This is a genomic window from Flavobacterium zepuense (assembly GCF_007097145.1).
Classification (GTDB): Bacteria; Bacteroidota; Bacteroidia; order Flavobacteriales; family Flavobacteriaceae; genus Flavobacterium; species Flavobacterium zepuense.
Genome location: NZ_VJVZ01000010.1, coordinates 60,412 through 86,802 on the forward strand (window position 1 = coordinate 60,412; position 26,391 = coordinate 86,802).

Annotated in this window: 29 protein-coding genes; 11 read left to right on the top strand and 18 right to left on the bottom strand. The window is 40.4% G+C overall.

Annotation, left to right across the window (positions count from 1 at the left end):
- Positions 1-64 precede the first annotated feature (64 nt).
- Both FMM05_RS14920 and guaA read right to left on the bottom strand, forming a co-directional pair.
- Complete coding sequence (locus tag FMM05_RS14920) at positions 65-1,297, bottom strand: LysM peptidoglycan-binding domain-containing protein (RefSeq protein ID WP_143374202.1); 1,233 nt, start codon at positions 1,295-1,297, stop codon at positions 65-67.
- Between the two features lie 257 nt (positions 1,298-1,554).
- Complete coding sequence (guaA, locus tag FMM05_RS14925; RefSeq protein WP_143374203.1) at positions 1,555-3,084, bottom strand: glutamine-hydrolyzing GMP synthase; 1,530 nt, start codon at positions 3,082-3,084, stop codon at positions 1,555-1,557.
- A gap of 27 nt (positions 3,085-3,111) precedes the next feature.
- On the opposite strand from guaA, the gene FMM05_RS14930 reads away from it, so the two are divergent.
- Positions 3,112-3,933, top strand: coding sequence for a DUF4919 domain-containing protein (locus FMM05_RS14930; protein ID WP_143374204.1), 822 nt, complete (start codon positions 3,112-3,114; stop codon positions 3,931-3,933).
- A gap of 141 nt (positions 3,934-4,074) precedes the next feature.
- Complete coding sequence (locus FMM05_RS21030) at positions 4,075-4,866, top strand: glycine-rich domain-containing protein (protein ID WP_185965601.1); 792 nt, start codon at positions 4,075-4,077, stop codon at positions 4,864-4,866.
- A gap of 110 nt (positions 4,867-4,976) precedes the next feature.
- Here FMM05_RS21030 and FMM05_RS21245 read toward each other — a convergent pair whose 3' ends face one another.
- The gene (locus tag FMM05_RS21245; protein ID WP_262711235.1) at positions 4,977-5,102 is read right to left on the bottom strand and encodes a hypothetical protein; all 126 of its coding nucleotides are present in this window, start codon (positions 5,100-5,102) and stop codon (positions 4,977-4,979) included.
- Positions 5,103-5,322: 220 nt separating this feature from the next.
- On the opposite strand from FMM05_RS21245, the gene FMM05_RS14940 reads away from it, so the two are divergent.
- The 3 genes from FMM05_RS14940 (at position 5,323) to FMM05_RS14950 (ending at position 8,070) form a co-directional block, all read left to right on the top strand.
- Entirely contained in the window at positions 5,323-6,558 is a 1,236-nt protein-coding gene (locus FMM05_RS14940; RefSeq protein ID WP_143374205.1) for a T9SS type A sorting domain-containing protein, read from the top strand.
- 239 nt (positions 6,559-6,797) lie between these two features.
- On the top strand, positions 6,798-7,538 hold the full coding sequence (locus FMM05_RS14945) for a YqjF family protein (RefSeq protein ID WP_143374206.1): 741 nt from the start codon (positions 6,798-6,800) through the stop codon (positions 7,536-7,538).
- Between the two features lie 100 nt (positions 7,539-7,638).
- A complete protein-coding gene (locus tag FMM05_RS14950) occupies positions 7,639-8,070 on the top strand; it encodes a hypothetical protein (protein WP_143374207.1) in 432 nt (143 codons plus the stop codon).
- A 102-nt stretch (positions 8,071-8,172) separates the two neighbouring features.
- Here the strand turns inward: FMM05_RS14950 and FMM05_RS14955 are convergent, their stop codons facing one another.
- From FMM05_RS14955 to FMM05_RS14985, 7 genes are all read right to left on the bottom strand, one after another.
- Positions 8,173-9,288, bottom strand: a complete 1,116-nt coding sequence (locus FMM05_RS14955; RefSeq protein WP_185965602.1) for a peptidylprolyl isomerase — start codon at positions 9,286-9,288, stop codon at positions 8,173-8,175.
- Between the two features lie 10 nt (positions 9,289-9,298).
- Positions 9,299-9,859 carry a gliding motility-associated peptidyl-prolyl isomerase GldI gene (gene gldI / locus FMM05_RS14960; RefSeq protein ID WP_143374209.1) on the bottom strand — a complete coding sequence of 187 codons (561 nt, stop codon included), beginning with the start codon at positions 9,857-9,859 and terminating at the stop codon, positions 9,299-9,301.
- A gap of 4 nt (positions 9,860-9,863) precedes the next feature.
- Positions 9,864-10,877 (bottom strand): DHH family phosphoesterase, encoded by a 1,014-nt coding sequence (locus FMM05_RS14965; RefSeq protein WP_143374210.1) that lies wholly within the window; start codon positions 10,875-10,877, stop codon positions 9,864-9,866.
- A gap of 109 nt (positions 10,878-10,986) precedes the next feature.
- The gene (locus tag FMM05_RS14970; protein ID WP_143374211.1) at positions 10,987-11,679 is read right to left on the bottom strand and encodes a DUF4919 domain-containing protein; all 693 of its coding nucleotides are present in this window, start codon (positions 11,677-11,679) and stop codon (positions 10,987-10,989) included.
- A 176-nt stretch (positions 11,680-11,855) separates the two neighbouring features.
- Positions 11,856-12,356, bottom strand: coding sequence for a hypothetical protein (locus FMM05_RS14975; protein ID WP_143374212.1), 501 nt, complete (start codon positions 12,354-12,356; stop codon positions 11,856-11,858).
- 98 nt (positions 12,357-12,454) lie between these two features.
- On the bottom strand, positions 12,455-13,336 hold the full coding sequence (locus FMM05_RS14980) for a hypothetical protein (protein ID WP_143374213.1): 882 nt from the start codon (positions 13,334-13,336) through the stop codon (positions 12,455-12,457).
- A 118-nt stretch (positions 13,337-13,454) separates the two neighbouring features.
- Positions 13,455-15,644: a glutamine synthetase III family protein gene (locus tag FMM05_RS14985; protein WP_143374214.1), complete on the bottom strand. Its 2,190-nt coding sequence runs from the start codon at positions 15,642-15,644 to the stop codon at positions 13,455-13,457.
- Between the two features lie 361 nt (positions 15,645-16,005).
- Between FMM05_RS14985 and FMM05_RS14990 the strand changes: the two genes are divergently transcribed.
- Both FMM05_RS14990 and FMM05_RS14995 read left to right on the top strand, forming a co-directional pair.
- Complete coding sequence (locus tag FMM05_RS14990; protein ID WP_143374215.1) at positions 16,006-16,266, top strand: hypothetical protein; 261 nt, start codon at positions 16,006-16,008, stop codon at positions 16,264-16,266.
- A gap of 146 nt (positions 16,267-16,412) precedes the next feature.
- Positions 16,413-18,788, top strand: coding sequence for a glycosyltransferase (locus tag FMM05_RS14995; protein WP_143374216.1), 2,376 nt, complete (start codon positions 16,413-16,415; stop codon positions 18,786-18,788).
- A 121-nt stretch (positions 18,789-18,909) separates the two neighbouring features.
- Here the strand turns inward: FMM05_RS14995 and FMM05_RS15000 are convergent, their stop codons facing one another.
- On the bottom strand, positions 18,910-19,425 hold the full coding sequence (locus FMM05_RS15000) for a hypothetical protein (RefSeq protein ID WP_143374217.1): 516 nt from the start codon (positions 19,423-19,425) through the stop codon (positions 18,910-18,912).
- A gap of 124 nt (positions 19,426-19,549) precedes the next feature.
- Here FMM05_RS15000 and FMM05_RS15005 point away from each other — a divergent pair, with 124 nt between their 5' ends.
- Positions 19,550-20,104 (top strand): DUF1543 domain-containing protein, encoded by a 555-nt coding sequence (locus tag FMM05_RS15005; protein WP_235894418.1) that lies wholly within the window; start codon positions 19,550-19,552, stop codon positions 20,102-20,104.
- A 13-nt stretch (positions 20,105-20,117) separates the two neighbouring features.
- On the opposite strand, the gene FMM05_RS15010 is transcribed toward FMM05_RS15005, so the two are convergent.
- The 7 genes from FMM05_RS15010 to FMM05_RS21105 form a co-directional block, all read right to left on the bottom strand.
- The gene (locus FMM05_RS15010; protein WP_143374218.1) at positions 20,118-20,585 is read right to left on the bottom strand and encodes a DUF6495 family protein; all 468 of its coding nucleotides are present in this window, start codon (positions 20,583-20,585) and stop codon (positions 20,118-20,120) included.
- 89 nt (positions 20,586-20,674) lie between these two features.
- A complete protein-coding gene (locus FMM05_RS15015; RefSeq protein WP_143374219.1) occupies positions 20,675-21,136 on the bottom strand; it encodes a hypothetical protein in 462 nt (153 codons plus the stop codon).
- Positions 21,137-21,218: 82 nt separating this feature from the next.
- Complete coding sequence (locus FMM05_RS15020) at positions 21,219-21,659, bottom strand: hypothetical protein (protein WP_143374220.1); 441 nt, start codon at positions 21,657-21,659, stop codon at positions 21,219-21,221.
- 3 nt (positions 21,660-21,662) lie between these two features.
- On the bottom strand, positions 21,663-22,130 hold the full coding sequence (locus FMM05_RS15025; protein ID WP_143374221.1) for a hypothetical protein: 468 nt from the start codon (positions 22,128-22,130) through the stop codon (positions 21,663-21,665).
- 32 nt (positions 22,131-22,162) lie between these two features.
- Positions 22,163-22,633 (bottom strand): tetratricopeptide repeat protein, encoded by a 471-nt coding sequence (locus tag FMM05_RS15030; RefSeq protein WP_143374222.1) that lies wholly within the window; start codon positions 22,631-22,633, stop codon positions 22,163-22,165.
- Positions 22,634-22,647: 14 nt separating this feature from the next.
- A complete protein-coding gene (gene dgt / locus FMM05_RS15035; protein ID WP_221932282.1) occupies positions 22,648-23,523 on the bottom strand; it encodes a dGTP triphosphohydrolase in 876 nt (291 codons plus the stop codon).
- Complete coding sequence (locus FMM05_RS21105; RefSeq protein WP_221932283.1) at positions 23,501-23,944, bottom strand: HD domain-containing protein; 444 nt, start codon at positions 23,942-23,944, stop codon at positions 23,501-23,503. Before FMM05_RS21105 ends, dgt begins: the two co-directional genes overlap by 23 nt.
- 175 nt (positions 23,945-24,119) lie before the next feature.
- On the opposite strand from FMM05_RS21105, the gene nadC reads away from it, so the two are divergent.
- Genes nadC through FMM05_RS15050 form a run of 3 tightly spaced genes read left to right on the top strand, consistent with a single transcriptional unit; the run spans position 24,120 to position 26,353 of the window.
- Positions 24,120-24,977 (top strand): carboxylating nicotinate-nucleotide diphosphorylase, encoded by an 858-nt coding sequence (gene nadC / locus FMM05_RS15040; RefSeq protein ID WP_143374223.1) that lies wholly within the window; start codon positions 24,120-24,122, stop codon positions 24,975-24,977.
- The gene (locus FMM05_RS15045) at positions 24,977-25,903 is read left to right on the top strand and encodes a YihY/virulence factor BrkB family protein (RefSeq protein WP_143374224.1); all 927 of its coding nucleotides are present in this window, start codon (positions 24,977-24,979) and stop codon (positions 25,901-25,903) included. Before nadC ends, FMM05_RS15045 begins: the two co-directional genes overlap by 1 nt.
- A gap of 21 nt (positions 25,904-25,924) precedes the next feature.
- Positions 25,925-26,353 carry a DUF2147 domain-containing protein gene (locus tag FMM05_RS15050; protein ID WP_143374225.1) on the top strand — a complete coding sequence of 143 codons (429 nt, stop codon included), beginning with the start codon at positions 25,925-25,927 and terminating at the stop codon, positions 26,351-26,353.
- The last annotated feature ends 38 nt before the right edge of the window (positions 26,354-26,391 follow it).

The window sequence follows — 26,391 nt, forward strand, 5'->3', positions numbered from 1 at the left end:
AATAAAAAAAACTAAAGCTGCCTATTGGCAGCTTTAGTTTTATAATCTGTATTAAATAACTATCTTAGTTAGATGATGTATTAGATGTTATCTTAATTACCTGTCCTGCCTGTAGGCCATGTTTTAGTTTGGCTTTGTTGGCTTCGGTAATGGCTTCAATTGTAGTGTTGTATTTACGGGCAAGGCCTGTTAGGGTGTCGCCTGACTTTACTTTGTGTTCTACGTCTAAACGCTCTGCAATAGATGCCGTACCTGTCAGTTCAGCCGGGGCATCAGCAGTGGTGGCTGCAAGAGCGGTTTCAGCAGCAACAGGAGCTACTGCTGTAGTTACTGGAGCAGGCACAGTAGCAATATATTTGGAAGAAACAGGTGTTCCTCCTGTTGCAGGAGTTTCGGTAGGCGTAACAGCAACAGCAGTATCTACAGCCGTTGAGGTAGTGGCCTTTGCCGAGTTTGAAGGTATCTTAAGCGTTTGGCCCATTTGTAGTCCGCGTTTTAAGGCCTTAGGGTTAGCAGCAGTAATATCCTCAATAGTAGTATGGTATTTACGCGATAAGCCGTGTAGTGTTTCGCCGCTAACCACATGGTGGGTTACAATAGTTGGCGTGGCAGCAACTTCATCGGCAATAGGTTCAAGCGGCGTGGCAAAAAGCTCCCTGCCCTGTTGTACAACAAGTGTTATACCTGGTTTAAAGCCATTATTAGCCAATACATCCCTGTTATCCTGCTCAAGCAAATCCTGAGATATGTTATTCTTATACGCTATCTGAAACAAGGTTTCGCCCTCCTGTACTATGTGGCTTTTAGTACCCGGTGCGCCCGGCACTAACGACGCCTTACCCGGCGTAGCCGGAGATCCCTGAACCTGCTGTTTATCTGCAATTTGCACTGCGGAGGCTACTCCCGGTACCTGCGCGGCATTTTGCATTTCTGCAAGCCTTGGTTCCGGCTTGCTGGGTTTGTTGCTTGTAGAAGCTATGTCGGTATCTTTTACCTTCGTTTCAAGTTTTTCTTCATTTTTTTTAGGATGGGTCATATCTACCGTCCTGTGCATGGGTATCTTTAAGGCCATGTTTACACTAAGACCATCTACCGCAGCAGGGTTATATTCATAAAGATCCTGTGGGGTAACCTTATATTTTTTAGCAACCATAACCACAGTTTCTCCCATTGTAACCGTATGGTTAACAATTATTTCTTCCACGTTTTCATCGGCAGGCTTGGCTGCGCCAGGCTGTGCATATGAAAAACTCACCATTAGAAACATTGCAATTATAGCAATACATCTTTTTTTCATAATATTTAGAATTTTATTGTAGGTTGTGTATGGTAAAATTAGTAATTTTTTATGTTAACGCACAAGTCGTAATAGTTAAATATTAAATATTATATATCAAGGAGTTATAAACCTTAAAAAACAGAAAAACTCTTAATATCCTACATTATTCTTACAATAAAGAAAATAACAAGAATAATTTCCTAATAAATATTTGTTAACAAAAACAGGCCGGATACTAAAAAAAGCCAAATAATAACTATTTGGCTTTAACAATGCTATTCCCACTCAATTGTGGCAGGTGGCTTAGAACTTATGTCATATACAACCCTGTTAACCCCTTTTACTTTGTTTATTATCTCGTTAGAAATCTTCATTAAGAACTCGTACGGTAAATGTACCCAGTCTGCCGTCATACCGTCAGTACTTTCAACAGCCCTAAGTGCCACTACTTTTTCATACGTGCGCTCATCGCCCATTACACCCACACTGTTTACAGGCAATAAAATTGCACCTGCCTGCCAAACTTTGTCGTAAAGGCCATGATCTTTAAGCCCCTGGATAAACACGTGGTCTACCTCCTGCAATATACGAACTTTTTCCGGAGTAATATCACCTAATATCCTGATAGACAATCCCGGGCCCGGGAACGGGTGGCGGCCTAAAAGTTCTGGGTCTATACCCAGTGTAGCACCTACCCTGCGCACCTCATCTTTAAACAGCATGCGCAATGGCTCTACCACCTGAAGCTTCATAAAATCAGGCAATCCGCCCACGTTGTGATGCGATTTTATGGTAGCCGACGGACCTTTTACAGAAACCGACTCAATAACATCGGGGTAAATGGTACCCTGTGCCAGCCATTTAACATCTTCTAACTGGTGTGCCTCGTCATCAAAAACCTCGATGAATACGCGGCCTATGGTTTTACGCTTGGTTTCAGGATCTGATATCCCTTCAAGCTGAGACAGGAAACGGTCGGCTGCATCTACACCCTTCACGTTAAGCCCCATATCTTTATACTGGTGCAATACGCTTTCAAACTCGTCTTTGCGTAGCAATCCGTTGTTTACAAATATACAGTACAGGTTTTTGCCAATGGCCTTGTTTAAAAGCACGGCAGCCACGGTGGAGTCTACCCCGCCCGACAGGCCAAGTACTACCTTATCATTCTGAATTTTAGTTTTAAGCTCGGCTACGATATCCTCTACGAAAGAGTTAGGCGTAAAGCTTTGCGGAACTTCGGCAATTTTTACCAAAAAGTTTTCCAGCATTTGCTTGCCATCGGTACTGTGGTATACCTCAGGATGGTACTGAATAGCATATGTAGTTTCGCCCTCTATTTTATAAGCGGCATTTTCTACATCTTTAGTGCTTGCAAGCACTACGCCGTTTGTAGGCAGTTTTTTAATGGTATCGCTGTGGCTCATCCAAACCTGGCTGTTAGCGCTAACGCCTTCCAGGAACGGTTCGCCCTCTTTAATATACGACAGGTTTGCACGGCCGTATTCGCGAATGTTGCTTGGTGCAACCTCTCCCCCATCAAAATGGGCAAGGTACTGCGCACCGTAGCACACGGCAAGCAAAGGCAGTTTACCGCGAATTTCGGCAAGGTCAGGATGAGGAGCATCGTCGGCCCTTACAGAGAATGGGCTGCCCGAAAGTATTACGGCTTTGTATGATGATAAATCGGTAGGTGGGTTGTTGTAAGGAAAAATTTCGCAGAAGATATTTAACTCGCGAACCCTACGCGCAATAAGCTGTGTATATTGCGACCCGAAGTCTAAAATTAGTACATTGTGTTGCATGCGCAAAAGTAATTATAAAATTGGAAAATGAAAATAGCATTATTGGATTTTTATGAGAGATTTTTAGATGACTGCATTCGCAGATTTTTAGGCAATAAATTTTGTAAAATCATCGTATTTAGTAAATTAAAAACTACATTTAATTATCCAGTACCATTCAACCCAATGAAAAAACAATTATCACTATTATTATTACTATTTGTAATTGTAGCTAATTCGCAATCAAGAGAGTTTGCAAAACCCGATTATAAGCTCATTGAGAAAAGTACAAAAGATAAAAAATCACCTTTATACTTTAATACGTTATTTGACAGATATATTAAGGCAGATACAACCATGACAATGGAAGAGAAAAGATATCTCTACTACGGTTACTCTTTTACTGATGCTTACTCGCCCTATGGCGGTAATTCTGATTATAATAAGGATTTAAATAATCTTCTAAACAGGGATAAACTTGATAAAAAAGAAATGGAGAAAATAATAACGCTCACTTCAAAAATACTTAAAGATTATCCTTTTAACATACGAGTGAAAGAATATCGCATTCATTTTTTTGGAGAACTGGGCAGAATAGAGGAAGCCGTAAAGGAAACCCGACAGACCGAAATGATTATAGAGGCAATTCTTAGCACAGGTGACGGCAGGACAATTGATACCAGCTTTTATGTTATAAATGTTGGTAATGAATACGAACTGATAAATATATTAGGGTTTAAATATGGAGGTGAGCAGTCGTTAGTTGATTTTCAGCATGACTATTTAAAACTTGCCGATAACGAATATGAACTTGAAGGCTTCTATTTTGAAATGAGTCGTAGCATGGAATCATTAAATGAAAAAAAATAACGTAAAATTCACAAAAAAATCAGGTTTCGATGCCACTCCATAATACACCTCAAAATATGTAAGGAACGCCCAAAATAATGAAACGAAACGGCTGCGCAAATGTGTGGCCGTTTTTGTTTTGTGTGTACCTTTAAAACAAAAATGACGACATTTGAAAATCAATTATGGAAGGGTATAGAGGAGTTTACCTTTGATGATCCCGGTACCCAATTAACCTTTGCCGCAAGGCTTGCCTGCGAAAACGGGTGGAACGCCAACTACACGCAACGCGTAATTGCCGAATACAAAAGGTTTATTTACCTGTGCTGTATTTCGCCTACCGGTGTAACACCATCTGACCCGGTAGACCAGGCCTGGCACCTGCACTTAACCTACACCAAATCGTACTGGAACAACCTGTGCCGCGGCACAATGGGGCAGGAAATTCACCACAACCCTACCAAAGGCGGCAGTGAAGAACGGCAAAAATTCAGCACCTACTATAAAGGCCTGCACGAATTGTATCTTGAAAACTTTGGCACACCTCCCCCACCCGACATCTGGCACGACAGCATAACCCGGTTTTCGGATATCGACTTCCAGCGGGTTAATCTTCAGCGGTACTGGCTCATCAAAAAGCCATCGGCAAAAATAAGGTCGGTTGCCTTTGAGCTTATCATGATAGCCGTAGCAATGCTCTGTATACAATCGTCCGGTAAAGACTTTATAATAGTGTTCATTGTTATGATGATCGCCTCGGCACTTAGCAAGTTTAACGATAAGGGAAACGGCAACAAAAGAGGCGGAGGCACTAACGGTTCTGAGGGGATGTCTTCCTGCACATCGGGGTGCAGCGATAGCGGTTGCTCATCGCACGGCGACAGCGGTTGCAGCAGTAGTGGTTGCAGCAGCGGATGCAGTGGTTGCGGCGGAGGCTGCGGGGGTGGAGATTAGAAACAGAAATATCTGTAAAATAAAAAGTCCACACACCGGTAAGGATGTATGAACTTTAAATTATGTGTAGTTTAGAACAGGTTGCCTGTCTTAAGCTATTTTTTTTGCCGTTACATTCGGTCACAGTAGCCCAAAAGGTAATAAATTACTGCAAATGCTATAATGGTGCCTATACAGCCCCCACCCAGTTTTTTAGCGCCCCATCCTGCAATTAGTGCTCGTATTAGTTTGTTCATGGTTTTGGTGTTTTATGTTCTTCAATAAAATTAATAAGTATAATTACATATAAATAATCATTTAACGTATCACTAAGATTATCTATATCATTTTCAATAATATTCCCTATTTAAATAATACGTATTTACGGTTTAGCTAAGTTTTTAAAATTTTGCTAAATTGCCGGTAACACCGCAGATGTTTCGGTAACTTTAAGGTGCTGATACCCTGTACCCCACCATGATTAAACATTACTACATACTATTATTGCTGTTGTGTACACAGGCTATCCTGGCGCAAACCTACGGCTGTACCGATCCGCTTTCTAACAACTACAACCCCAATGCTACCATAAACGATGGCAGCTGCACCTATCCTAATACATCCATTTCACCGGATGCTACCGTTACCCTGCCGCCGGAAATTATAGAAACATCAGGACTTATAAAATGGGGCGATAACCTTTACACCCACAACGATAACGGCGACACTAAACTGTATGCTTTAGACAGCCTGAGTGGTGCCGTATTGCAAACCCTTACCGTTACAGGCACCAACAACCAGGACTGGGAAGATATAAGCCAGGACAGCACCCACGTGTACATAGGCGATTTTGGTAACAACGTGAGCGGCAACCGCACTAACCTGAGCATTATAAGGGCCGATAAGGCAGGGCTACTTTCAAGCAACCCCGTTATAGAGACAATTAACTTTAGCTATGCCAAGCAGACTAATTTTACATCTACAGCTAACAATGCTACCGACTTTGACTGCGAGGCTTTCGTGGTTACTAACGATAGTATTTACCTGTTTACAAAGCAATGGGTAAGCAAAAAAACGAGTGTTTATGTGCTGCCTAAAACTCCGGGAACGCATGTAGCGCTGCTAAAAACCACGTATAATGTGGGTGGGCTTATAACCGGGGCTACGTATTTAGAGGATAAAAAAACCCTTGTGCTTTGCGGCTACAGTACCCTTTTAAAACCATTCTTATATCTGCTGTACGATTTTAACGGACACGAGTTTTTTAGCGGTAACAAACGCAAAATTGGGTTTTCGCAAAATTTCCATCAGGTAGAGGGCATTGCAGCAAGCACGGGCAATAACTATTACCTTACTAACGAGCATTTTGTACAGTCGCCTTTTATAAACACCGCGCAAAAGCTGCACAGGGTTAATCTGTCAGCATTTTTAGATAATTATCTGGAAAATATGCCGTTGTTTACGGCACAAAACAACATACGTGATAAAATCAGAGTGTACCCCAACCCCGCCGGCGATATTATTTACATTGAAATTGATCCCAGCCTTATCGGTCTTAAGTATACTTTTTTTGATATGACGGGTAAAGATGTACTTAACGGATCGTTACCCAAGATAGTCAACAAAATAAATGTGAGTAAGCTAACTGCCGGGTTATACAGCATCATGTTGGATAATTATCCTGATTATAGCTATAGATTGGTGAAAAAGTAGATTTTTAGATATTGGATTATTAGACGTATGAGTAAGCTGATTTGAGTGAAGCTAAGGCCTTAAACTTTGTTGCGCAAGCAAATTAAAGGATGAGGCGTTAAGAACGATTTGCTGTTTGAGCGCAGCGAGTTCAAATCGTTTAGCCGAGAACTTTAATTTGTAGCAAAAGAAGTTAGCGCCTTGAACTTTTGGTTCTTTTGTTTCAAGACAAAAGAACAATAAATAGTAATGAACAAATTATGGAACCAGCTCCTATAAAAAAACGCATTTTCCTTGATGCCCAGTGGCGCAAACTCGTTATGGCGAATTATGCCGTTGACCCGGAAATTTTGAAAAAGTACCTTCCGTTTGAAACGGAGCTGGACTTATGGAATGATACCTGCTATGTTAGCCTCGTGGGGTTTATGTTTGTCGACACTAAAGTATTGCGGATGAAGATTCCGTTTCATATTAATTTTGAGGAGATAAACCTGCGCTTTTACGTTAAGTACAAACATACCGATGGTTACAAACGCGGCGTGGTGTTCATAAAGGAAATCGTTCCGCGCCCGGCGCTTACAATGGTGGCCAACCTGCTGTACCGCGAAAATTATGAAACGATGCCTACCCGCCATTCCTGGATTGAAGAAGGCGACACCCTTACGGTAGAATACGGCTGGAAAAAAGGCCGCTGGCATACCTTTAAGGCTGTAGCCGATAAAACTGCCGTGGATATTAAGCCTGATAGCGAGGAAGAGTTTATTACTGAACACTTTTGGGGTTACACCAAGATAAACAACAGCATGACATCAGAATATGAGGTGGCGCATCCACGTTGGCAAATTTATCCGATTAAAGAGTATGAGATAGATGTTGACTTTGCAACTGTGTACGGACAGGATTTTGCTTTTTTGCAGGATTTAAAACCGGTATCGGTTTACCTCGCAAAAGGATCGGAGATATTGGTAAAGCAGGGAAGCAAGATTAAAGTGAAGAAGTAGATAGCCGGATGGTTAGATTTGGTAGACGATAGATGATTAATAGCTTCTGCAATTATCATAATTAAGCTACCTTTGTAGCGATAAAACTTATAATTAAAGTATGAAAATAAACTTAAAATCAGGGATAGACAAGCTGGTGTTTGGTATGAAAGAGAAGGATGTTACAGCAATTTACGGTAAACCTGCACGCTCTTTTAAAGATGATGAGGACAATACCATTTACCTTTATGATAAAGAGAAATTAAGGCTTACTTTTTACCAGGACGAAGACTTTAAACTGGGGTACATTATTGCTACCAACCCTGAATTGGAACTGTTCTCTAAAAAAGTAATCGGGCAAAAATGGAACGAATATAAAGACAGCCTTAAGGATACTGCCATTGCTACTTTTGAAACCGAAAACTTTGACAGCGAAGACCACTTTTTTAATGAGGCCAACTGGATTATTTTCCGTGTGGAATTTAATGAAGTTATCCGTGTAGAGCTTGGTGCTGCCATAAACGATAAGGATGAATTTGTGTGGAAATTCTAAACTTGTTTCAGGTTTAAAGTTTCAGGTTTAACCAGTTCGATATAAATAAAAAGGGATTCCAAATAGTTTTGGAATCCCTTTTTTATACTGTAAGCTTAAAGACTATTTACAGCCCTCTACAGCTTTCATTTCAAGTTCGAACACAAGGTTTGCATTACCCGGTATTTTACCCTGCGGTGCGCCTCTTTCGCCATAGCCTAAGTGCGATGGTATGAAAAGGATGGCTTTATCGCCCGGATTCATAAGGGCAAGGCCTTCTAAAAAGCCCGGTATCATGCCGCTTTTTGTACCTATTGTAAAAGGGATTGGCACATAAGCACCTGCTGCATCTTTTTGCGGTATATAGTTGCCCATAGCCTTAGCTACATCGGCAATACTTGAGTCAAAAAGATAACCGTTATCAAGATATCCTGAATAATTTACCATTACCTGGGCGCCATCAGCTGCTTTCCCGCAGTTGCCTTTGCTTAATATTTTGTATACAAGGCCACTTGCTGTTTTGGTTCCGCTTGCTTTAGTTAATTCAAAGTAAGCAACTTTATCAGTTTTAGCTTTAGCTAATGCTTCTTCTTTTTTCTTTTGATCGGCCGCAGCTTTTTCGTAGTATTCTTTGAATACTTTAGCGGCATCAAACTTTTTAGCTTCTTTACCTACGCGCACAATTTTAATGGTTTTAATATCGTCTCCCTGCTCTATAAGGTTTACAATATCCATACCCTGTACAACGTGGCCAAAAACAGTATGCCTGCCATCAAGGTGCGGTGTAGCTTTGTGGGTAATAAAAAACTGGCTGCCATTAGTAGTAGGGCCTGCATTAGCCATACTTAATATACCGCCGCCACTGTGCTTAAGATCGGTAAATTCATCGGCAAATTTATAGCCCGGACCGCCAGATCCGTCGCCTTTAGGGTCGCCGCCCTGTATCATAAAGTCTTTAATAACACGGTGCCATTTTAAGCCATTGTAAAAAGGCTTGCCCTTATATTCTGCGCTTACCATATCGTTTTTACCTTCGGCAAGGCTTACAAAGTTAGCCACTGTAAGCGGTGTTTTTATATATTCAAGCTGTGCCACAATTAAACCCTTGTTGGTTTCTATTTCGGCATACAGGCCATCTTCCAGCTTTACATTAGCCTCTGCCGATGGTGGCGTAGCTGTATTGTTGCAGGAAAAGAAAAAAGCTACTAAGCTTAAAAAAAGACTTGTCATTGGTTTCATTTATAATTAATTAATTCTCTTTAACTTCACTTTCAGGCTTAATGTCATTAAGCGTTACGGTACATACCAGTGGCTGGTTTATACCAATTTTTTTGTTATCGCCATGATAGCCGTAGCCCATGTGCGACGGGAACAGGAACGTAACCTTCTCCCCCTTATTCATAAGCTTGATACCGTCGCGAAGGCCCATCATTATATTTTCCTTATCTACATAATAAACCTGGGGGCGTAACTCGGTTTCACTATAAATAATATTGCCTTTAATATCTTTTACATCATAATCAAAAAAGGCAACATCGCCACGTTTGGGGCGAATGGTATCGGCAGTAACTTCGGTTTGGTAAAAGTACCAGTACCCTTTATCAGATGCTATATATTTTGTAGCGGGATTGCTCTTTATAATAGAATCTATCTGCGACTCCTCGTTAGCAATAAGCTTTTTATTTCGCTTAATACTCTCTTTCATAAACGTACCCGAACTGTGCGATATTGGCCTGCGTGCCTGTGGCTTAGAGCAGCTTGCAATAAGCGCGGCTATAAGCAAAAACGGCACTATTATACTCTTCTTCATGTTATCAGTCAATTTTTGTGGTTGCTAAAGTAGCAATAAATTTTTGTATGGTTGCTTCCAGCGGCAGTGTACTTTTACCCCCGGCAGCGTTAATATGCCCGCCCCCGCTAAAATGTTCGCGGGCGTAAGCATTAACATCAAAATCGCCTTTAGAACGAAACGATATCTTTATGATACCTTCATCTTTATTTTCGGTAAAAAATGCCGTAAACACAATATCTTTCATGCTAAGGCCATAGTTTACAATACCTTCTGTATCGCCTTTGCTGTGGCCAAAGTTGTTAAGCTCTTCCTGGCTAAGGCTACTGTAGGATGTTTTATAGGCAGACAACACTTTCATGTTCTGCAAAGCCCTTGCCAAAATTTGTATGCGGTTGTGCGAGTGGTTATCAAACAATAGGCTGTGTATGGCGCTGTTGTCTATACCGAGGTCTATAAATTCGGCTGCAATGCGGTGCGTAGTGCCTGTGGTAGATGGATAACGGAACGATCCGCTATCGGTAACTATGCCTGTGTACAGGCAGGTAGCAATGGTTTTATTTATAAGTTGCCCCTGACCCAGCCCCTGTATAAACTGATAAACCATTTCGCAGGTAGACCCATAGCTGGTATCGCTAAAGGTTACTACCGCATAATCATCTGGTTTTTGGTGGTGGTCTATCATTATAAACGGTACGGTAAGTGCTTTAAGGGCTGCCTCCATACTATCGCCGGTACGGCTAAGCACATTAAAATCGAGCGTGAAAATAAGCTCGGCATCGTTTAATAACCGCGTGCCAACCTCAACATCCCTTTCAAAAACCTTAACGGTTTCGCTTGATGGGAGCCATGCTAAAAAATCAGGGAAATCGTTAGGAACTATAACAACAGGCTCATGGCCTAAGAGTTGTAAAAAATGGTATAAACCAAGGGTTGAGCCCATAGCATCGCCATCCGGGTTGCGATGGGGCATTATTGCTATTTTTTTAGGCGAAGCCAGTAGCTGCTTAACCTTTTCTATATCGTCGCTTTTCATCATGGTGCGAATTTACATCTTTTTCCTTTATTGCCAATGCCCTACTGTATTGTGTACAACAAAAAAAGCCTGCAACATTGTGTGCTGCAGGCCTGTTTAAAGAAGGGTAATTTTATAATCCCGTAACGGCGTTAGATAATCCTGTAACTGTTTTTGCAGTAGTAGTATCAAAAAACAACCCGGGTAAATCGTATGAATTTTTGTTTATAACAACGTAGTTGTATTTGTTGCTTACCATATATTCTTCGCCCTGTGGCTCAAAACCCAGTATACCTACAAGTTCATATTCATTTTTAACATCTATAACGTGTATGCAATTCTCGGGTGTATTGCCATCGCCGCTGCTTAACATAGCATCAATAACAATATCGCTTTGCTCCCTTACTTTAGCAGCTTCGTCGTGGCGGTTAAGCGCTTTAAGGCAGTAAATGCGGTACTGCATCATGGTAATGCTAAATGGGTAAGCCTCTAATAGCGTACCTGTATAACGAACCACATCATCCAGGTCGGCCAGTGTAGGGCTTGGTTTGTGCAGCGCTTCCCTAAGCTTATTTTCGGTTTCTTTAAGGGCAACCTCATCAATTGGTTTATCAATAACGGCAAAACCATAATACAGGTGCCTTCTCTCTTCTACAGTTAAGCTTACATCGGCAGCATTATAACGCTCTACAAGCTTGTTGTAATATAAAGGCGAATTTTTGTCTTTAATATTTTTTTCGATAAGTGCATAGTCTGGCTTAACGGTTTCCTGTGCATTGGCTCCTAAGAACAGTAGAATTGCCAATAGGGTAAAAATCTTTTTCATGGCCGTACTTTTTAAGTTGAGAAAGCTGTAGTTGCTTTCATTACCATAAAATTACGACTGGTTTACCTTAACCTTTTCTTAATTGGCACGGCGTTAATATAACTATATAATATGTTTAACAATTGGTGCTAAACTTATGTGAATTTTAACTTTAGGCACAATAAAACACAACCGGATTATTGTATTGCACCTGCCGCTGCCGCGGTTTGTTGCCCCTGCCTGTAGCAGCTTACAGAGAGCATTATAAGCAGCTTCTCAAAATCAGTCTCGCCAAAGCTATCATTGCAGGTAGTAAGATAAGATGTGCTGAACTTCTTAATACTGAAATCGGCTTTTATCTCCAACAGTTCCTCTCCTTTATAATTGGTTAGTACATAGCCGCTTTTAAAAAATCCGCGAAGGTTGAATATATAATAATGATGCGGCTCTTTGGGTTTGTTCATTTGTGTGCCACCGCTCCATTTTATTTGCATTTGTAAAACCACATTGCCATTTTGCATAACCTCGTGCTTTGTTTGCCAAAAGCCCCTGGGCTCTAAAATGTATTCATCGGCTCCAATGTTAATGACCGCCTTAGACGACGACCATTTAGGATAATGCTGCCGCCCGAGTTCCTGCCCCTTATAGGAAATTATAAAATCGCGGTTGGTATGCAGGGTTATGTCGAGCTGTTTCATGTAGCCAATTTTAAAGCCAATATAAAAAATTAGCTGTTATGAAAATCGTTTTAAAACAAATTTCCATAACAGCTATAATTTTAATTATCTTAAAGGTACTACTCCGTAGGTTTGTATTTTATTACAATTTGCTCATCATTAGCAGTTGGATGGTTAACATTTACCTCTACAGGATAACCCTCAGCATTAAACTGATAAGTATAATTTGCTACACCTGAATAGTCGGTAAACTGAGATAAATAATTATGTGTTACTGTTTTTACTACCATGTAGCCGGTATAAACAATATAACTTGAATAATTTTTAAATTGGTTACGGTACATATTTAAGTATTCGCCTTTAACCGCGGTAACATTATCGTAAGTAAAGCCATAAATGGAGCCGCTTGTCATTTGCGAAATATTATTTCCGTTATATTCATACACCTGAATATCTGTGCCATCGGTAGTGGTTATTTTAGAAAGAAGCCCTGCAGCATTAAAATGATAAACACGATCCTGAGCATATTCATCATACGAATCAAAATCAGCTGTTACTGTGTTATTTGCATTATTATATATATAGGTAACATTTTCTGTAGACGTAGTATTTTGGATGTTGTTATAGTAGGTGTCGTTCTTAGCAATTATCCTTTTATCTGCCCCATACGAAACAGACCGTGTAAAATTAATGTTTCCCTGTTCATCTTTACCCGTCATCGAGCTTAACTGGCCGTCCTGATTATACGAATATTCATAAAACAGTTGGTTACCTATACTTTGCTTAACCATTTTATTGTTTGAAAACTCAAAAACGCTTGCGTTTCCACCTGAATATTGGATAACACTATCGAGTTCATAAGCTGCAATTTCAGGTTCGTCTTCCGGTTCGTCAGTAATTTCATTTACCGATTGCTGTACATTTTTGACATCAGTAACATCACTATCGGAACATGACGTAAATGGGATGGCACATAAAAATGCAAATAAGATTTTTTTCATTTTGATTGAATTTTGATTGGTTCGATAGGTTAACGTATAATATAAGAATTTTATTATATAAACAGAAAATCCCGCCACTTTCGCGGCAGGATTCTCAGATATATAATATAACAGTAAACTATCGTGTAAACAATAACTCCCTGTATTTAGTAAGCGGCCAGATTTCGTCATCTACCAATAGCTCTAATTTATCGCAATGTTTCCTTATAACATCAAAGTAAGGCTTCACATTATCGCAGTAGGCATGAGCCTGCTCTTCAGACGAACCTAATGCGTTAGCGCTCTTACGTGCCTCGGTCATTTCGGCAACCTGGGTGTTGATGCCCGATATGTGCTCAGAAATTTCCCTGATGATAGCAATCTGTTCTTTACCAACAGTTTCAAACTCGCTGCCAAAGATATCTTTAAGTCCTTTAACATTCTGGATAAGAACATTTTGATAACGGATAGCTACCGGTACAACGTGGTTACGGGCAATATCGCCTAACACACGGCCTTCTATCTGTATCTTTTTAGTGTACTCTTCAAGTTCTATTTCGTAACGGGCTTCTGCCTCAACGTGGTTCATTACGCCAAGCTCTTCAAATAACGCAAGAGCCGACTCAGATACCTTAGCTTTAAGCGCCGTTGGTGTAGTTTTGTGGTTGCTTAGTCCGCGTTTAGCAGCTTCTTCAGCCCATGCATCGCTGTAACCGTCGCCTTCAAAAAGAATCGCTTTAGTCTCCTTAATATACTCTCTAAGTACGTTAAAGATAGCATCATCTTTCTTCATCTCTTTACCGTCTATAAGCGCGTCAACTTCTTTTTTAAAGTCTCTAAGCTGTTTCGCCATGATAGAGTTAAGGATGGTCATTGCATTAGCACAGTTAGCGCTACTGCCTACTGCCCTAAACTCAAATTTATTACCTGTAAACGCAAATGGCGATGTACGGTTCCTATCGGTATTATCTAATAATACATCCGGAATTTTACCCACTACATTAAGTTTAAGGTCGGTTTTTTCTTCAGGAGAAAGTTTACCTGTAGAAACACCTTCCAGCTCAGCAAGCACTTTAGTAAGCTGCTCGCCAATAAAAACTGATATAATTGCCGGTGGCGCCTCGTTAGCACCAAGCCTGTGGTCGTTACTTGCTGTTGCAATAGATGCACGCATTAGTTCCTCGTTGGTAGATACCGCTTTAATAGTATTGATGAAGAACGTAAGGAACTGAAGGTTGCTCATTGGTGTTTTACCGGGGCCTAACAGGTTAATACCTGTATCTGTAGCCATACTCCAGTTGTTGTGCTTACCGCTACCGTTTACACCTGCAAAAGGTTTTTCGTGTAGTAATACTTTAAAAGAGTGGCGCTCTGCAACTTTTTGCATAACATCCATTAATAAAGAGTTGTGGTCTACCGCAAGATTGGTTTCCTCAAATATCGGGGCAAACTCAAACTGGTTAGGAGCCACCTCGTTATGGCGAGTTTTAACCGGTATACCTAAAAGCATACACTCGTTTTCAAGATCGCGCATGTAGTTAAGTGCGCGTGTAGGTATCGACCCAAAATAATGGTCGTCCAATTGCTGGCCTTTAGCCGATGAATGCCCTAAAAGGGTACGGCCTGTTAAGGTAATATCGGGCCTTGAAGCCGCAAGTGCCGAATCTACAAGGAAATATTCCTGCTCCCAGCCAAGGGTTGCTGTTACTTTACGTACGTTTTTATCAAAATAGTTACATACAGCCACAGCAGCTTCATCAACAGCAGTAAGGGCCCTTAATAAAGGTGCTTTATAGTCAAGCGCTTCTCCTGTGTATGATACAAATACCGTAGGTATGCAAAGTGTTGTTCCAAAAATAAAAGCAGGCGATGTAGGATCCCATGCCGTGTAACCACGGGCCTCGAATGTATTACGAATACCTCCGTTAGGGAAACTTGATGCATCCGGCTCCTGTTGTACCAATTGGCCTCCGCCAAATTTTTCTACCGGGTCGCTGCCATCAAATGAGGTTTCAAAAAAGGCGTCATGCTTTTCTGCAGTGGTACCTGTAAGGGGCTGAAACCAGTGGGTATAATGGGTTACACCTTTACTAAGTGCCCATTCTTTCATACCCATTGCTATGTACTCAGCAATTTTACGGTCTATTTTAGTTCCATGTTCCACTGCATTTTTAACCGCCTTGTGGGCTTCTGAAGTTAAAAACTGACGCATTGCTTTGTCATTGAACACATTACTTCCAAAAATAATCGATTTTTTGTCCAGTTCTGCTACTGTAACCGGCTTTCTGTTTGCGGTTTCTTTTAAGGCCTCAAAACGAAATGTTGACATGAAACTTTAATTTTTAATGTTAATGAATGATTAAAACCTGTGCAAATGTACAAAATTTTGTTCCAAAATATAATTACCCCTGTTTTTTTAGGGGCTAAAATTTCAGTTTTTTATCAATCCCTCAAATCTGCCCTGTAAAATCACTACTTCATTAAATTATCATTAAATTTATAGGCACCACATCATAATCCCGTATCAGGATTACATTATATTCAACAAAATTCTTACATAGGTTAAGAAAAATATAAATTATTTAAAGCTTTGTTAATTGAGTTAAACTTTTACTAAGCAAATAGCTTATATAGTAGGGATTACATAATTTGGCTAAAGAAAATAACAGTAACCCCTAATAACAAATAATATGAGCAATAAAAAACTGATTTTAGGTATTGCTGCGGGAGCAGCGGTACTTGCAGGAGCAGCAGTAGTACTTTCACGCAAAAGGTCTCAAAAAAAATATGAGGCACGTATAGAAGAAGCTAAATCTAACTTTAGAGGCAAGCTTAACGAACTACAGCGTAAAGCCCAGAAAGAATATAAAAATGCATCATCTGAAACCGGCGAAATTGTAAATGCCGCTAAAGACAGGGCTGCAGAATGGGTTAAAGCATCAAGGGCTTAATAAACTTAGGCCAACCTAATAAATAGTTACTACGAGCCGGTTATAAATTTTTATAGCCGGTTTTTTAAGTCCAAATATTAAATTGCTCTTATTGACTCAAAAAATTACGATTACAAATTGCTTAATACTTAATATATTACATCGCCATGAAAACCCGTAAAAACGCCGGAAACAAATTCCAACCATACAACTCACTTATAGAACAGCTTTCTGCCCAAAATATAACTCCGATTACCATAGATGCATTGCCGGAAATTTTAGTAATAACCACTTTCCCACCAAGGCAGTGCGGTATTGCCACGTATTCCCAGGATCTTATTAAGGCATTGAATGACCATTATGTAGATTCTTTCTCTATAAAAATTTGTGCTTTAGAAAGCAAAAACGAACAACATATGTATACCGACCCAGATGTTAAGTATGTACTTAACACATCGGAACCTGAATCGTATGTAGCTCTTGCAAAAGCCATTAATGAAGATGACAACCTAAAAATTGTACTTATTCAGCATGAGTTTGGTTTGGTGCACGAAACTGTGGGCGACTTTAACGCCTTTATAGATGAAGTTAAAAAACCCCTTTCGGTAGTTTTCCATACCGTGCTTCCCGGCCCTAACGATGAGCTTAAAGCTAACGTACAGCACATACTAAACAGGGCAGATTCGCTTATTGTAATGACGCACAACGCTGCCGATATACTGGAGCGCGATTATACTGTAGATGCAGATAAAATCGCCGTAATTGCCCACGGAACCCACCTTGTATCGCATGGCCACAGCGCAGAGCTTAAAGCCAAACATGGCTACGAAGGCAGGACGGTACTTAGCACCTTTGGGCTTTTAAGCTCAGGTAAAAGCATTGAGACCACGCTTGATGCACTGCCTACCGTAGTAGATAAAAACCCGGATGTACTTTTCCTTATAATAGGCAAAACCCACCCTACCGTGGCATTGCAGGAAGGCGAAGTATACCGCGAGTTCCTTACCAAAAAAATTGAAGACCTTGGCCTGCAAAACAACGTGCAGTTCATTAACAAATATGTAGCACTTGATGAACTTTTGGAATACCTTCAGTTAACTGATATTTACGTGTTCTCATCTAAAGACCCTAACCAGGCGGTAAGCGGTACCTTCTCTTACGCCCTTAGCTGTGGCTGTCCTATCGTGTCTACCCCTATCCCTCACGCAAAAGAGGTATTAGCAGGCGATACCGGTATTATTTTCGACTTCGGGAATTCAGAACAGCTTAGCGATGCCATCAATACCTTATTATTTGACCCGGCATTGAGGGAAAAAATGATCCTTAACGGCCTGCACAAAATTGTACACACCACTTGGGAAAACTCGGCGGTAAGCCATGCAAAAGTGTTACAGAAAACGGCAGGTGGCAAAAGCATTAAACTACAGTACAGGAATCCTAAGATAAACCTGGACCACATGAAGAACATGACAACCGATTTTGGTTTTGTGCAGTTCTCCAAGCTTAACGTGCCTGACCTTGCCAGCGGCTACACAATAGATGACAATGCAAGGGCCATGATTGCCCTGTGCCAGCACTATAAAAAATACAGGGAAAAAGATGTACTAAACTACATTAAAATTTACCTGGACTTTATTGGGTTCTGTCAGCTACCCGATGGCAGGTTCCTTAACTATGTAGATGTTAACAAGAACTTTACACAGCAAAACTATGACGAAAACCTGGAAGACAGTTCCGGTCGCGCCATGTGGGCATTAGGCTACCTTATCTCTCAGGGAAGCATTTTACCGGCAGAGTTTATTGCTAAGGCAGAGGCTATTTTCCAAAAGTCGCTTTCGCTTACCAAAAATATTTACTCTACAAGGGCAATGGCATTTGTAATTAAAGGCTTGTACTACTACAACCGCACTGTTAAAGATGCCGATACACTTATATACATTAAAATGTTTGCCGACCGTATGGTAAACATGTACCGCCATGAGGCTGATGCCGACTGGAAATGGTTTGAGGGCTACCTTACCTATGCTAACAGCGTACTCCCGGAAGCATTACTGCTTTGCTACGCAATTACAGAGAATGAAACCTACAAAGAGGTGGCAAAAGAGTCGTTTGACTTTTTACTATCGCAAACATTTGATGATGAGAGTATAAAAATTATCTCTAACCGTAGCTGGCTGGTAAAAGGCGGCAAAAGGGAAACGTATGGTGAGCAGCCTATAGATGTAGCCTACACTATACTGGCGCTACGCAAATTTCACGATATATTTAAGGATGAAGAATATCTTAATAAAATGGAAATGGCCTTTAACTGGTTCTTGGGCAACAACCACCTGCAACACATTATATACAACCCTTGTACCGGCGGATGTTTTGACGGTCTTGAAGAGCACAGCGTTAACCTTAACCAGGGTGCAGAAAGTACCGTTAGCTACCTTATGGCAAGGCTAACCATTACTAAATACTTTGGTAATCCTGATACGGTTTACTTCAGGAGGAAACAAAGGGCAGCGAAGGTTTCTGCTTTAAGAACAATGGATATTTAATATCAGCTATATATCGTTACTTAATTAAGCTCCGCAAATGCGGAGCTTTTTTTATGTCCACAAATTCAGGGCATAAAAAAAACGCCCTGTTGGGCGTTTTACAATTTATAGTAAACTAAGCTTAAAGACTTATTTTTTTAATGTCTTTTTCTTCTATACCGTAAGCTTTTACAACGGCGTCATAATCTTTAAAGTTAACAGCTTTTTTAGAAGCACTTAAATAAGCAGGAATGATCAATACCCTGAATACCTGATCTTGTGTAAAGCCCGGCTCTCCTGCAAGATTAAAGTCAGATTCCAGGTAAACCACTACTTTATCAATCGAGAAATCAAAATAATAGCTTAAAGAGGCTCCATCGTTAAAGTTGTAGGTAGTAGGCAGCGGCTCCCAAACATCGTTACCGGCATCAACGCCCGACAAGCGGTACACCAATACCATATCTGACGAAAAAATTTCCGGATTTAAAGGTATTACTATTGAGTTAACTACATTGTTAGTACTAAAATCAACGTTAGAAACCTCAAAGTTCTCGGCAATAGTATCGTTGTCTTCGGTTACCACCACATCATCATCATTATTACAGCCGGTTAGCGTTAATAGCCCTGCAACTGTAAAAAGTAAAAGTATCTTTTTCATAATGTAAAAAATTTTTAATGTTTGATTATATTGTTTACTAAAGTATTTCAAAAAATGCGCCAAATAATTTTTTTAAGTGAATTTTAGCAAAAAAACATTAAGCCATTTTTATATTTGCCTCACTATGACGCAACAAAAACTTTACATGGTTTTGCTGGGCTGTACCCCAAATGGCAGACTAACGGAGCAACACGATATATTTTTTGGCATTGGCGAATCTGTTTTAGGATTAAAAGCCGATATGTATGCCTTTTGGCCCGATGGCGGCCAGCTGCATGTAGACTCCTGGCGCGAGGTTACGCATATTAACGGTTACAACGTTGCCATAGTTCCTAAAAGCGAGGCTGTTGATGCTAAAGAAAAGCTATTTTTTCTTAACCTTGGTGGTTATAAACCCGGCGAGTTTGAAGAATACCATTATAAAGCGCTTATAGTAGCACCCTCTATGGGTCTTGCAATACGGCAGTCTAAAAAAACTACGTTTTACAAACACTACGGCTTTAAAGGTGCCGAAAGCCACATAGATGAAAAATATGGGCTTGATGTAGATGATATGCACAAGGTTGAAGATATTTTACCGGCCCACTTAAAAGACAAATACCACATTGCCATAACAAAAACCGATACTGTTTTTGAAGATGAACTGCATATTGGGTATTTAAAATTAGGGAAGCGGTAACCGCTACCCTACCCTAAAACATATCCTCCAGCTGCTGGTACAGCACACCTTCGCTTAAAATGGCACCCTGTTCTATAAGGCCAAAAAGGTACTGCTTGCGGTCTTCGGTAAAATCTTTTTTGCCACGGCTTAGTTGCACTTCGGGGCTAAAGATGTTTTCGTTGAGCCATTGCAGGCCGCCTTCGGTTAAAAAATCAGCGGTTGGGGTATGCGCGTGGATAACGATGCTCTCCATGCCCTCCTGACTAATTTTAAACAGGAAAATATGGTTTTTAGAGTAATGCTCCAGCCACTGGGCTTTTTCGAGCACGGAGTCCCAAATAAGGTCGGAGAACACGTCAAGCTGATGCTCGGCGGTATCGGGGTGGTTTTGTTTCAGTTCGTCCCAGGCGGCTTTATCTATAGATTGTGATGCCAAAAAAGTAATAAACTCCGGGTGAAGCTCCTCCAGCTGCTCTTTTGTTAAGCGGGTATATTTCATGTTGTGTGTAAGCTAATTTTTAACGGCGCGAAGTTCTTCATTTTTGGGGAAATAATAAGTAGTGCCGCCCTAAAATTTTGCAGAGCCACTTACTTTGCAAAGATCATCTCGTCGCGGTTGGCATCGTCGCTTTTGGTAAGGTGCAGTTTTTTATCCTTAATATAAGCAACCATTTCGTCGGCAGAGCCGTCCTCATACGCTATGGTTAGTATGTGGGCATCGCTGTACGGTTTAACTGTAAAAGTGCCTTTACGGTCCATGTTAGCTATAACAAATGCTATAGTAGTACCCGAAACCGTAATTTTACTGTTCTTTAAATTACTTATGGCTTCATCTTTTTTAGCTTTTACGGCGTCGCGCTGCTGCTGTGTAAGCTGGGCTTCTTTTTCTTTGCTAAAGGTAATAGTGCTGGCAGCAACGTTAATGGTGGTGCCGCTCACGGTAATTTCCGACAGTTTCCACACGCCCTGCAGGTCTTTTTCAATTGAGGCTTGCGCCGAAGCTACTGCAACAGTAAAACAGGCAATAAAGAGGTACAATAGGTTTTTCATGCGATTTTTTTAGTTTGATGGAAATACTAAATTAAACAAATTTAGGCAGAAGCAAAAAGCACTTTAACAGTTTGAATGTACCCTAAAGCTTACCGTTTCGTTGTTTGGATCGCTGCACTATGTATATGGCAATACAGCAAAAAGTAAGTATAACAAGATAATTTGCCCCGGCTATTAATGATTGCTTTACAGCGTATATAAAATACTCTGCGCCGTAATTTACAAACTCAATAGTAAAAGTAGCAATCACATAAACAGACAAAAGCCCTAAAATACCCAGTAATTTTTTGCGCCACGGCAACCTGAGCATTTCGTTTTTATGTATAAACAGGGTAAGGCAAAGCACAAGGGTTGCAAAGAGGTTAACAAAACCCATTATCATGCCCATACCGTAGGTTAATGCAATTATCATCCGCACAATTAAAACTTGTACAAACGCCATAGCATAAAAAATACCAAAGACAGGCCACGGGTTATAATAGGTTTTATGTATGAATTCGTCTTCGTTTAATAGATCCGCCATGAATTATGCTTTAGAAAGTTTAGCACTGCGCTTTTGACTGAACCTTACTATAGGAAGTATGATGCTACATATAATAATAAAGTAACCTCCAAAAGGTACAAAACCAAGATATAGCGACTCGTACATGGTATTGATACTCAATTTGTGGATAATGCAATCTATTGCATTTACTATGTTGAGGGTTATGTAATAAGCAAAACATAAATAGCCAATTGCAGCCGCGATCTTTTTAAGAGGCATGGCACTATTTTCCTTATTGCCAAAAATCATCAGCAAGGCAATAATGATGGGTACAGGTATATTTGTGGCTATTAAAACGTTCGAGAGCATTGTGCCATCGCTAAAATTATCGGTTGCTATATAGAAGGCAAAAAAATGCGCCATTGCCCCAATGTAATAGAACCTGAACTTTTTTAGCACATTATAAGTTACCGGAACAAGAAATTCTTCTTCGCTTAATAGATCCTCCATTGGGTGGTATTGGGGTGCTAATATATAAAACTTTACTGCTCACAGAGTAGGTAAAACATTTTAGGGTCGTCGTACGCTTTATCTAACAATTTTGCCATGGTAAGGTCGTCACAGGCGCCCGTAAGGTCGTGCAGGTTGTGCTTGCATAAGCCCCTGTTAAAATAAATACCCGCAGGTTTTTCGGCAATAGGTAGTACAGCATCAAAGTCGGCTATTGCTTTTTCGTACTCCGCACCAAAAAAGTAAGCCATACCCCTGCCTTCGGTAACCCTGGAAACGTTGATGTTGTAAGCAAGGGCCTCGGTATAATACTTAGCAGCATCGGCAAATTGTTTTTTGTTCAAAAAATCATCAGCTATCATTATTAGCTTTTCAACCGTTTTCTCATCCTCTGTACGCACCGTAGTTTTGGCGCTTTCCTTTTTACCGTTGTATTTTGCATAAGTTTGCGCATTCGCCGTTAGCGAGAAACAGAGGATGAGGGTTAGGATGAGGTTTTGCATTATCTTTATCTTTATCATCTATAATACTTATCTAAGGAATTTTCTCCAAAAAACTTTTTATATCTCTGAATCGCATAGCTATCCATCATTCCTGATATATAGTCACATATAATTCTGCAATCACTGTCACGATCAATCAAATTACGATACTCTGCGGGTAAGAGTGAGAGCTCCTTATTATAATTCTTATCACTAAAAACCTCAAAAAGGCCGTTGATTATTTTTTCTCCTTGTTTTTCATATAGTAATATTTCTGGTTTCCTCATCAAACATTTAAATGTGAGTTTTTTTAAACCATTAGCTAAAGCACCATGTTGATAGTAGCCAATTTCTTTTTTATTAGACGTACCAGTTATTTTTGTTTCTTTTTCAGTTACCTCAATCAAGCCGATATCTTGAACTAATGTATTAACGATATTTGAGGTTAATTGTCTTGTGAAAAAGTAATGAAAGTCTTCAGAGGAATTGGATTTGCATTCTGAAGCAATCTTTTTGGAGTCATCAATTATTTGTTGTAGAATTGATACTGCCGATTTAAACTCTGGACTATTTGCAAATTCAAAAAACAAATCATCGATTGTAAATAAGTTACCTCGCAATGCATCTTCTAAATCATGTGCTGCATATGCAATTTCATCCGCGATATCCATTATTTGAGCATCTAAAGTGCGAACGGTAACTTCGTTTTCTAAGGATATTTTGTTTACTACTTCATAATCTGAATCGTATAAAAACTTTTTATGGTCTTCTCCCTTATTAAAATACTTTACCACGCTCAAAAGAGTTCTTTTCGATAAAAATAAACCTGATTCATTAGGGATCCGTCTTTCTAATACATTTAGCACTCTAAATGTTTGAGCATTTCCTTCATAGCCTCCCTTTCCTTTCATTAGTTCGTGGAACGCGTTCGCCAGCATGTCCAAATGGAGGGTTACCAATATCATGCGCTAAACACGAAGATTCTATCACGTACATGTCGCTGCCGTAAAGTTTAAATTCTTCAATTTTATTTGAACGTGCTTCTTTTCTTATTAATCCAGCAATAGTTCTGGCAATTTGTACTACTTCCTGACTATGTGTTAATCTATTTCTATAAAATTTGTTAGTATCTATACTCAAAAACTGCATTTTCCCTTGCAAGCGTCGAAAAGAAGAACTGTACAAAATTCTTGAGTAATCTTTACTATAAATATCTCTGTCAGATGTTGTTATGGTTTCTTCGCTAACCGGAGTATTAAGCTTATTAAGATAATTTTTAGATTCCTCCGCAAAAAAATTTAAATCATCAGTAGTTAGTTTGGTTTTTATCATTTGCTTTTTTTAAATATTTAACTAAACTAAACATTCTAATTAACAATAGCTTACGGTTTTCCTCATTTGCTTAACATTTATTTTGTAAGAAATACAGAATGCCCATAAACATTGGTTTCGGCGGGCAAGTGCATTCCCAAAAAAATCCTTAATTTAGCCTAACTAAAAAATTGCAATGATACCTGATGCCCAATTTCAGCACGAATTACAACTTATTATAGCCAATGCCATTCGCGAAGATATAGGCCCCGGCGATTATAGCTCGCTGGCCTGTATACCGGCTTCGGCAACGGGCAGCGCCAAGCTTTTGGTTAAAGACAACGGTATTATTGCCGGTGTGGCCTTTGCCCAACAGGTGTTTGCCCATGTAGACGCTAACCTTACCGTTGAGGTGTTTATACAGGACGGCACCCCGGTACAGTATGGCGATGTGGTGTTTCATGTACACGGCAGCTCGCAAAGCATACTGGCTGCCGAAAGGCTGGTGCTTAACGCCATGCAGCGTATGAGTGCCATTGCCACCAAGACTAAGAAATACGTAGACATACTTGCCGGTACCGGCACCGGGATTTTAGATACCCGAAAAACCACGCCGGGCATACGTGCTCTGGAAAAATGGGCGGTTAAGATAGGCGGCGGCGAAAACCACCGTTTTGCCCTGTATGATATGGTTATGCTTAAGGACAACCATATTGACTTTGCCGGCGGTATTACCCCTGCCATTACTAAAACGCACGAGTTTTTAAAGGCTAATAACCTTGACCTGAAAATTATTGTTGAGGCACGCGACCTTGATGAGGTTAGCGAAATTATTGCCAACTCTGGCGTGCACCGCATCTTGCTTGATAATTTTGATTATGCTCAAACCCGCGAGGCAGTGGCGCTTATAGGCGACTATTGCCAAACCGAATCGAGCGGCGGCATTAACGAGGATACCATGCGCCAGTATGCCGAATGTGGTGTTAACTACATTAGCAGCGGCGCGCTTACGCACTCTATTTATAATATGGACCTTAGCCTTAAAGCCCTGTAATGAGCAAAGAGCTGGAACATAAGCTGGAGCGTATACCGGTGCTAAAACACCTGGTGCGGTTTGGCAAAAGCATAAAGCTGCCATATTCGGAAGGGTTAACCCTGTACCACCTTATAGAACTGTACCTTACAGGCGTTGTAAAAGGCGATATTAGCTACAGGGCAGGTGCCATTGCATTCAGCTTTTTTATGTCGCTGTTCCCCTTTGCGCTGTTCATCCTAAACTTAATACCGCACATTCCGCTGGAGGGTTTTCGCGACGATTTTATGGAGTTCGTAGCCGATAACGTGCCACCCAACACCTACGATGCCATTAGCGGCATCCTGTCGGATATCTTACTCAACAGCCAGGAAAGCCTGCTAAGTACGGGTATCCTTTTGGCAATACTGCTTATGAGCAATGGTATGAACGCCATACTAAGCGGTTTCCAGAACAGTATGCACATTACCATAAAGCGCAAGTTCTTCAGGCAATATGCCGTAGCCATTGGGTTGAGCCTGGTACTGTCCGTACTGCTCATCATCACTGTTGCTGCTATAGTAACTTTTGAGATCATCATCCGCAACCTAACTTTTAGGGGCTACCTGCAAAACAACGTGTATTTGCTGGAGTGGGGGCGTTACCTGTTCCTTATCCTTATGATACTTACCACTACCTCATTACTCTTTAAAGTGGCCGCAAAAGAGACCAGGCAGGCCGCATTTTTTAGTTATGGATCGGTTTTTAGTACGGTGTTGTTTGGCTTAACCTCTTATGGTTTTGGTATTTACGTAGTACGGTTTTCTAAGTATAATGAGTTGTACGGGTCTATTGGCACGCTACTTGTATTAATGCTATATATATGGATTAACTGCTTTATTTTGCTGTTGGGATTCGAATTAAATGCGTTGATTCATAAATTAAAGCGAAAAAATTTATATATTTAGCATTAACTAACAACTTAAATTATGAAACGTACATTATTCATGTTTTTATTCGTGGCCCTTACAGGCATGCTTTCGGCCACTGCACAGGTTACCGGCAAGTGGAAAACCGTAGATGATGAAACCGGCGAAGCCAAATCTATCGTTGAGGTGTATGAGCAGGGCGGTAAAATTTACGGCAAGGTGGTTGAAATTCTTAACCCCGCCAAAAAAAACAACAAATGCACCAAGTGCAAGGGTGCCGATAAGGATAAGCCCATCCTTGGCCTTGTAATAATCAAAGGGCTTACTAAAGATGGCAATGAGTATACTGATGGCGATATCTTAGACCCTAACAAGGGTAAAACTTACAGCTGCACCATTAAATTAGATGGCGCCGATAAATTAAGCGTTCGTGGTTACATGGGCATCTCGATGCTCGGCAGGAGCCAAACTTGGACGAGGGTGAAATAGTTGTCTGTTGACAGTTTTAAGTTAACAGCGTATTTCGC

Bases quoted from the DNA above. Each gene is read 5' to 3' on its own strand.
- FMM05_RS14990 (WP_143374215.1), top strand. From the start codon at position 16,006: ATGAGCAATAAAAAACTGATTTTAGGTATTGCTGCGGGAGCAGCGGTA.
- FMM05_RS14955 (WP_185965602.1), bottom strand. From the start codon at position 9,288: ATGAAACCAATGACAAGTCTTTTTTTAAGCTTAGTAGCTTTTTTCTTT.
- gldI (WP_143374209.1), bottom strand. From the start codon at position 9,859: ATGAAGAAGAGTATAATAGTGCCGTTTTTGCTTATAGCCGCGCTTATT.
- FMM05_RS15015 (WP_143374219.1), bottom strand. From the start codon at position 21,136: ATGAAAAACCTATTGTACCTCTTTATTGCCTGTTTTACTGTTGCAGTA.
- FMM05_RS21245 (WP_262711235.1), bottom strand. From the start codon at position 5,102: ATGAACAAACTAATACGAGCACTAATTGCAGGATGGGGCGCTAAAAAA.
- FMM05_RS15025 (WP_143374221.1), bottom strand. From the start codon at position 22,130: ATGGAGGATCTATTAAGCGAAGAAGAATTTCTTGTTCCGGTAACTTAT.
- FMM05_RS15010 (WP_143374218.1), bottom strand. From the start codon at position 20,585: ATGAAATATACCCGCTTAACAAAAGAGCAGCTGGAGGAGCTTCACCCG.
- dgt (WP_221932282.1), bottom strand. From the start codon at position 23,523: ATGAAAGGAAAGGGAGGCTATGAAGGAAATGCTCAAACATTTAGAGTG.
- FMM05_RS14920 (WP_143374202.1), bottom strand. From the start codon at position 1,297: ATGAAAAAAAGATGTATTGCTATAATTGCAATGTTTCTAATGGTGAGT.
- FMM05_RS15030 (WP_143374222.1), bottom strand. From the start codon at position 22,633: ATGCAAAACCTCATCCTAACCCTCATCCTCTGTTTCTCGCTAACGGCG.
- FMM05_RS14970 (WP_143374211.1), bottom strand. From the start codon at position 11,679: ATGAAAAAGATTTTTACCCTATTGGCAATTCTACTGTTCTTAGGAGCC.
- FMM05_RS14930 (WP_143374204.1), top strand. From the start codon at position 3,112: ATGAAAATAGCATTATTGGATTTTTATGAGAGATTTTTAGATGACTGC.
- FMM05_RS14975 (WP_143374212.1), bottom strand. From the start codon at position 12,356: ATGAAACAGCTCGACATAACCCTGCATACCAACCGCGATTTTATAATT.
- FMM05_RS14995 (WP_143374216.1), top strand. From the start codon at position 16,413: ATGAAAACCCGTAAAAACGCCGGAAACAAATTCCAACCATACAACTCA.
- FMM05_RS15000 (WP_143374217.1), bottom strand. From the start codon at position 19,425: ATGAAAAAGATACTTTTACTTTTTACAGTTGCAGGGCTATTAACGCTA.
- FMM05_RS21030 (WP_185965601.1), top strand. From the start codon at position 4,075: ATGACGACATTTGAAAATCAATTATGGAAGGGTATAGAGGAGTTTACC.
- FMM05_RS21105 (WP_221932283.1), bottom strand. From the start codon at position 23,944: ATGATAAAAACCAAACTAACTACTGATGATTTAAATTTTTTTGCGGAG.
- FMM05_RS15045 (WP_143374224.1), top strand. From the start codon at position 24,977: ATGAGCAAAGAGCTGGAACATAAGCTGGAGCGTATACCGGTGCTAAAA.
- FMM05_RS14985 (WP_143374214.1), bottom strand. From the start codon at position 15,644: ATGTCAACATTTCGTTTTGAGGCCTTAAAAGAAACCGCAAACAGAAAG.
- guaA (WP_143374203.1), bottom strand. From the start codon at position 3,084: ATGCAACACAATGTACTAATTTTAGACTTCGGGTCGCAATATACACAG.
- FMM05_RS14945 (WP_143374206.1), top strand. From the start codon at position 6,798: ATGGAACCAGCTCCTATAAAAAAACGCATTTTCCTTGATGCCCAGTGG.
- nadC (WP_143374223.1), top strand. From the start codon at position 24,120: ATGATACCTGATGCCCAATTTCAGCACGAATTACAACTTATTATAGCC.
- FMM05_RS15005 (WP_235894418.1), top strand. From the start codon at position 19,550: ATGACGCAACAAAAACTTTACATGGTTTTGCTGGGCTGTACCCCAAAT.
- FMM05_RS14940 (WP_143374205.1), top strand. From the start codon at position 5,323: ATGATTAAACATTACTACATACTATTATTGCTGTTGTGTACACAGGCT.
- FMM05_RS14980 (WP_143374213.1), bottom strand. From the start codon at position 13,336: ATGAAAAAAATCTTATTTGCATTTTTATGTGCCATCCCATTTACGTCA.
- FMM05_RS14950 (WP_143374207.1), top strand. From the start codon at position 7,639: ATGAAAATAAACTTAAAATCAGGGATAGACAAGCTGGTGTTTGGTATG.
- FMM05_RS15050 (WP_143374225.1), top strand. From the start codon at position 25,925: ATGAAACGTACATTATTCATGTTTTTATTCGTGGCCCTTACAGGCATG.
- FMM05_RS15020 (WP_143374220.1), bottom strand. From the start codon at position 21,659: ATGGCGGATCTATTAAACGAAGACGAATTCATACATAAAACCTATTAT.
- FMM05_RS14965 (WP_143374210.1), bottom strand. From the start codon at position 10,877: ATGATGAAAAGCGACGATATAGAAAAGGTTAAGCAGCTACTGGCTTCG.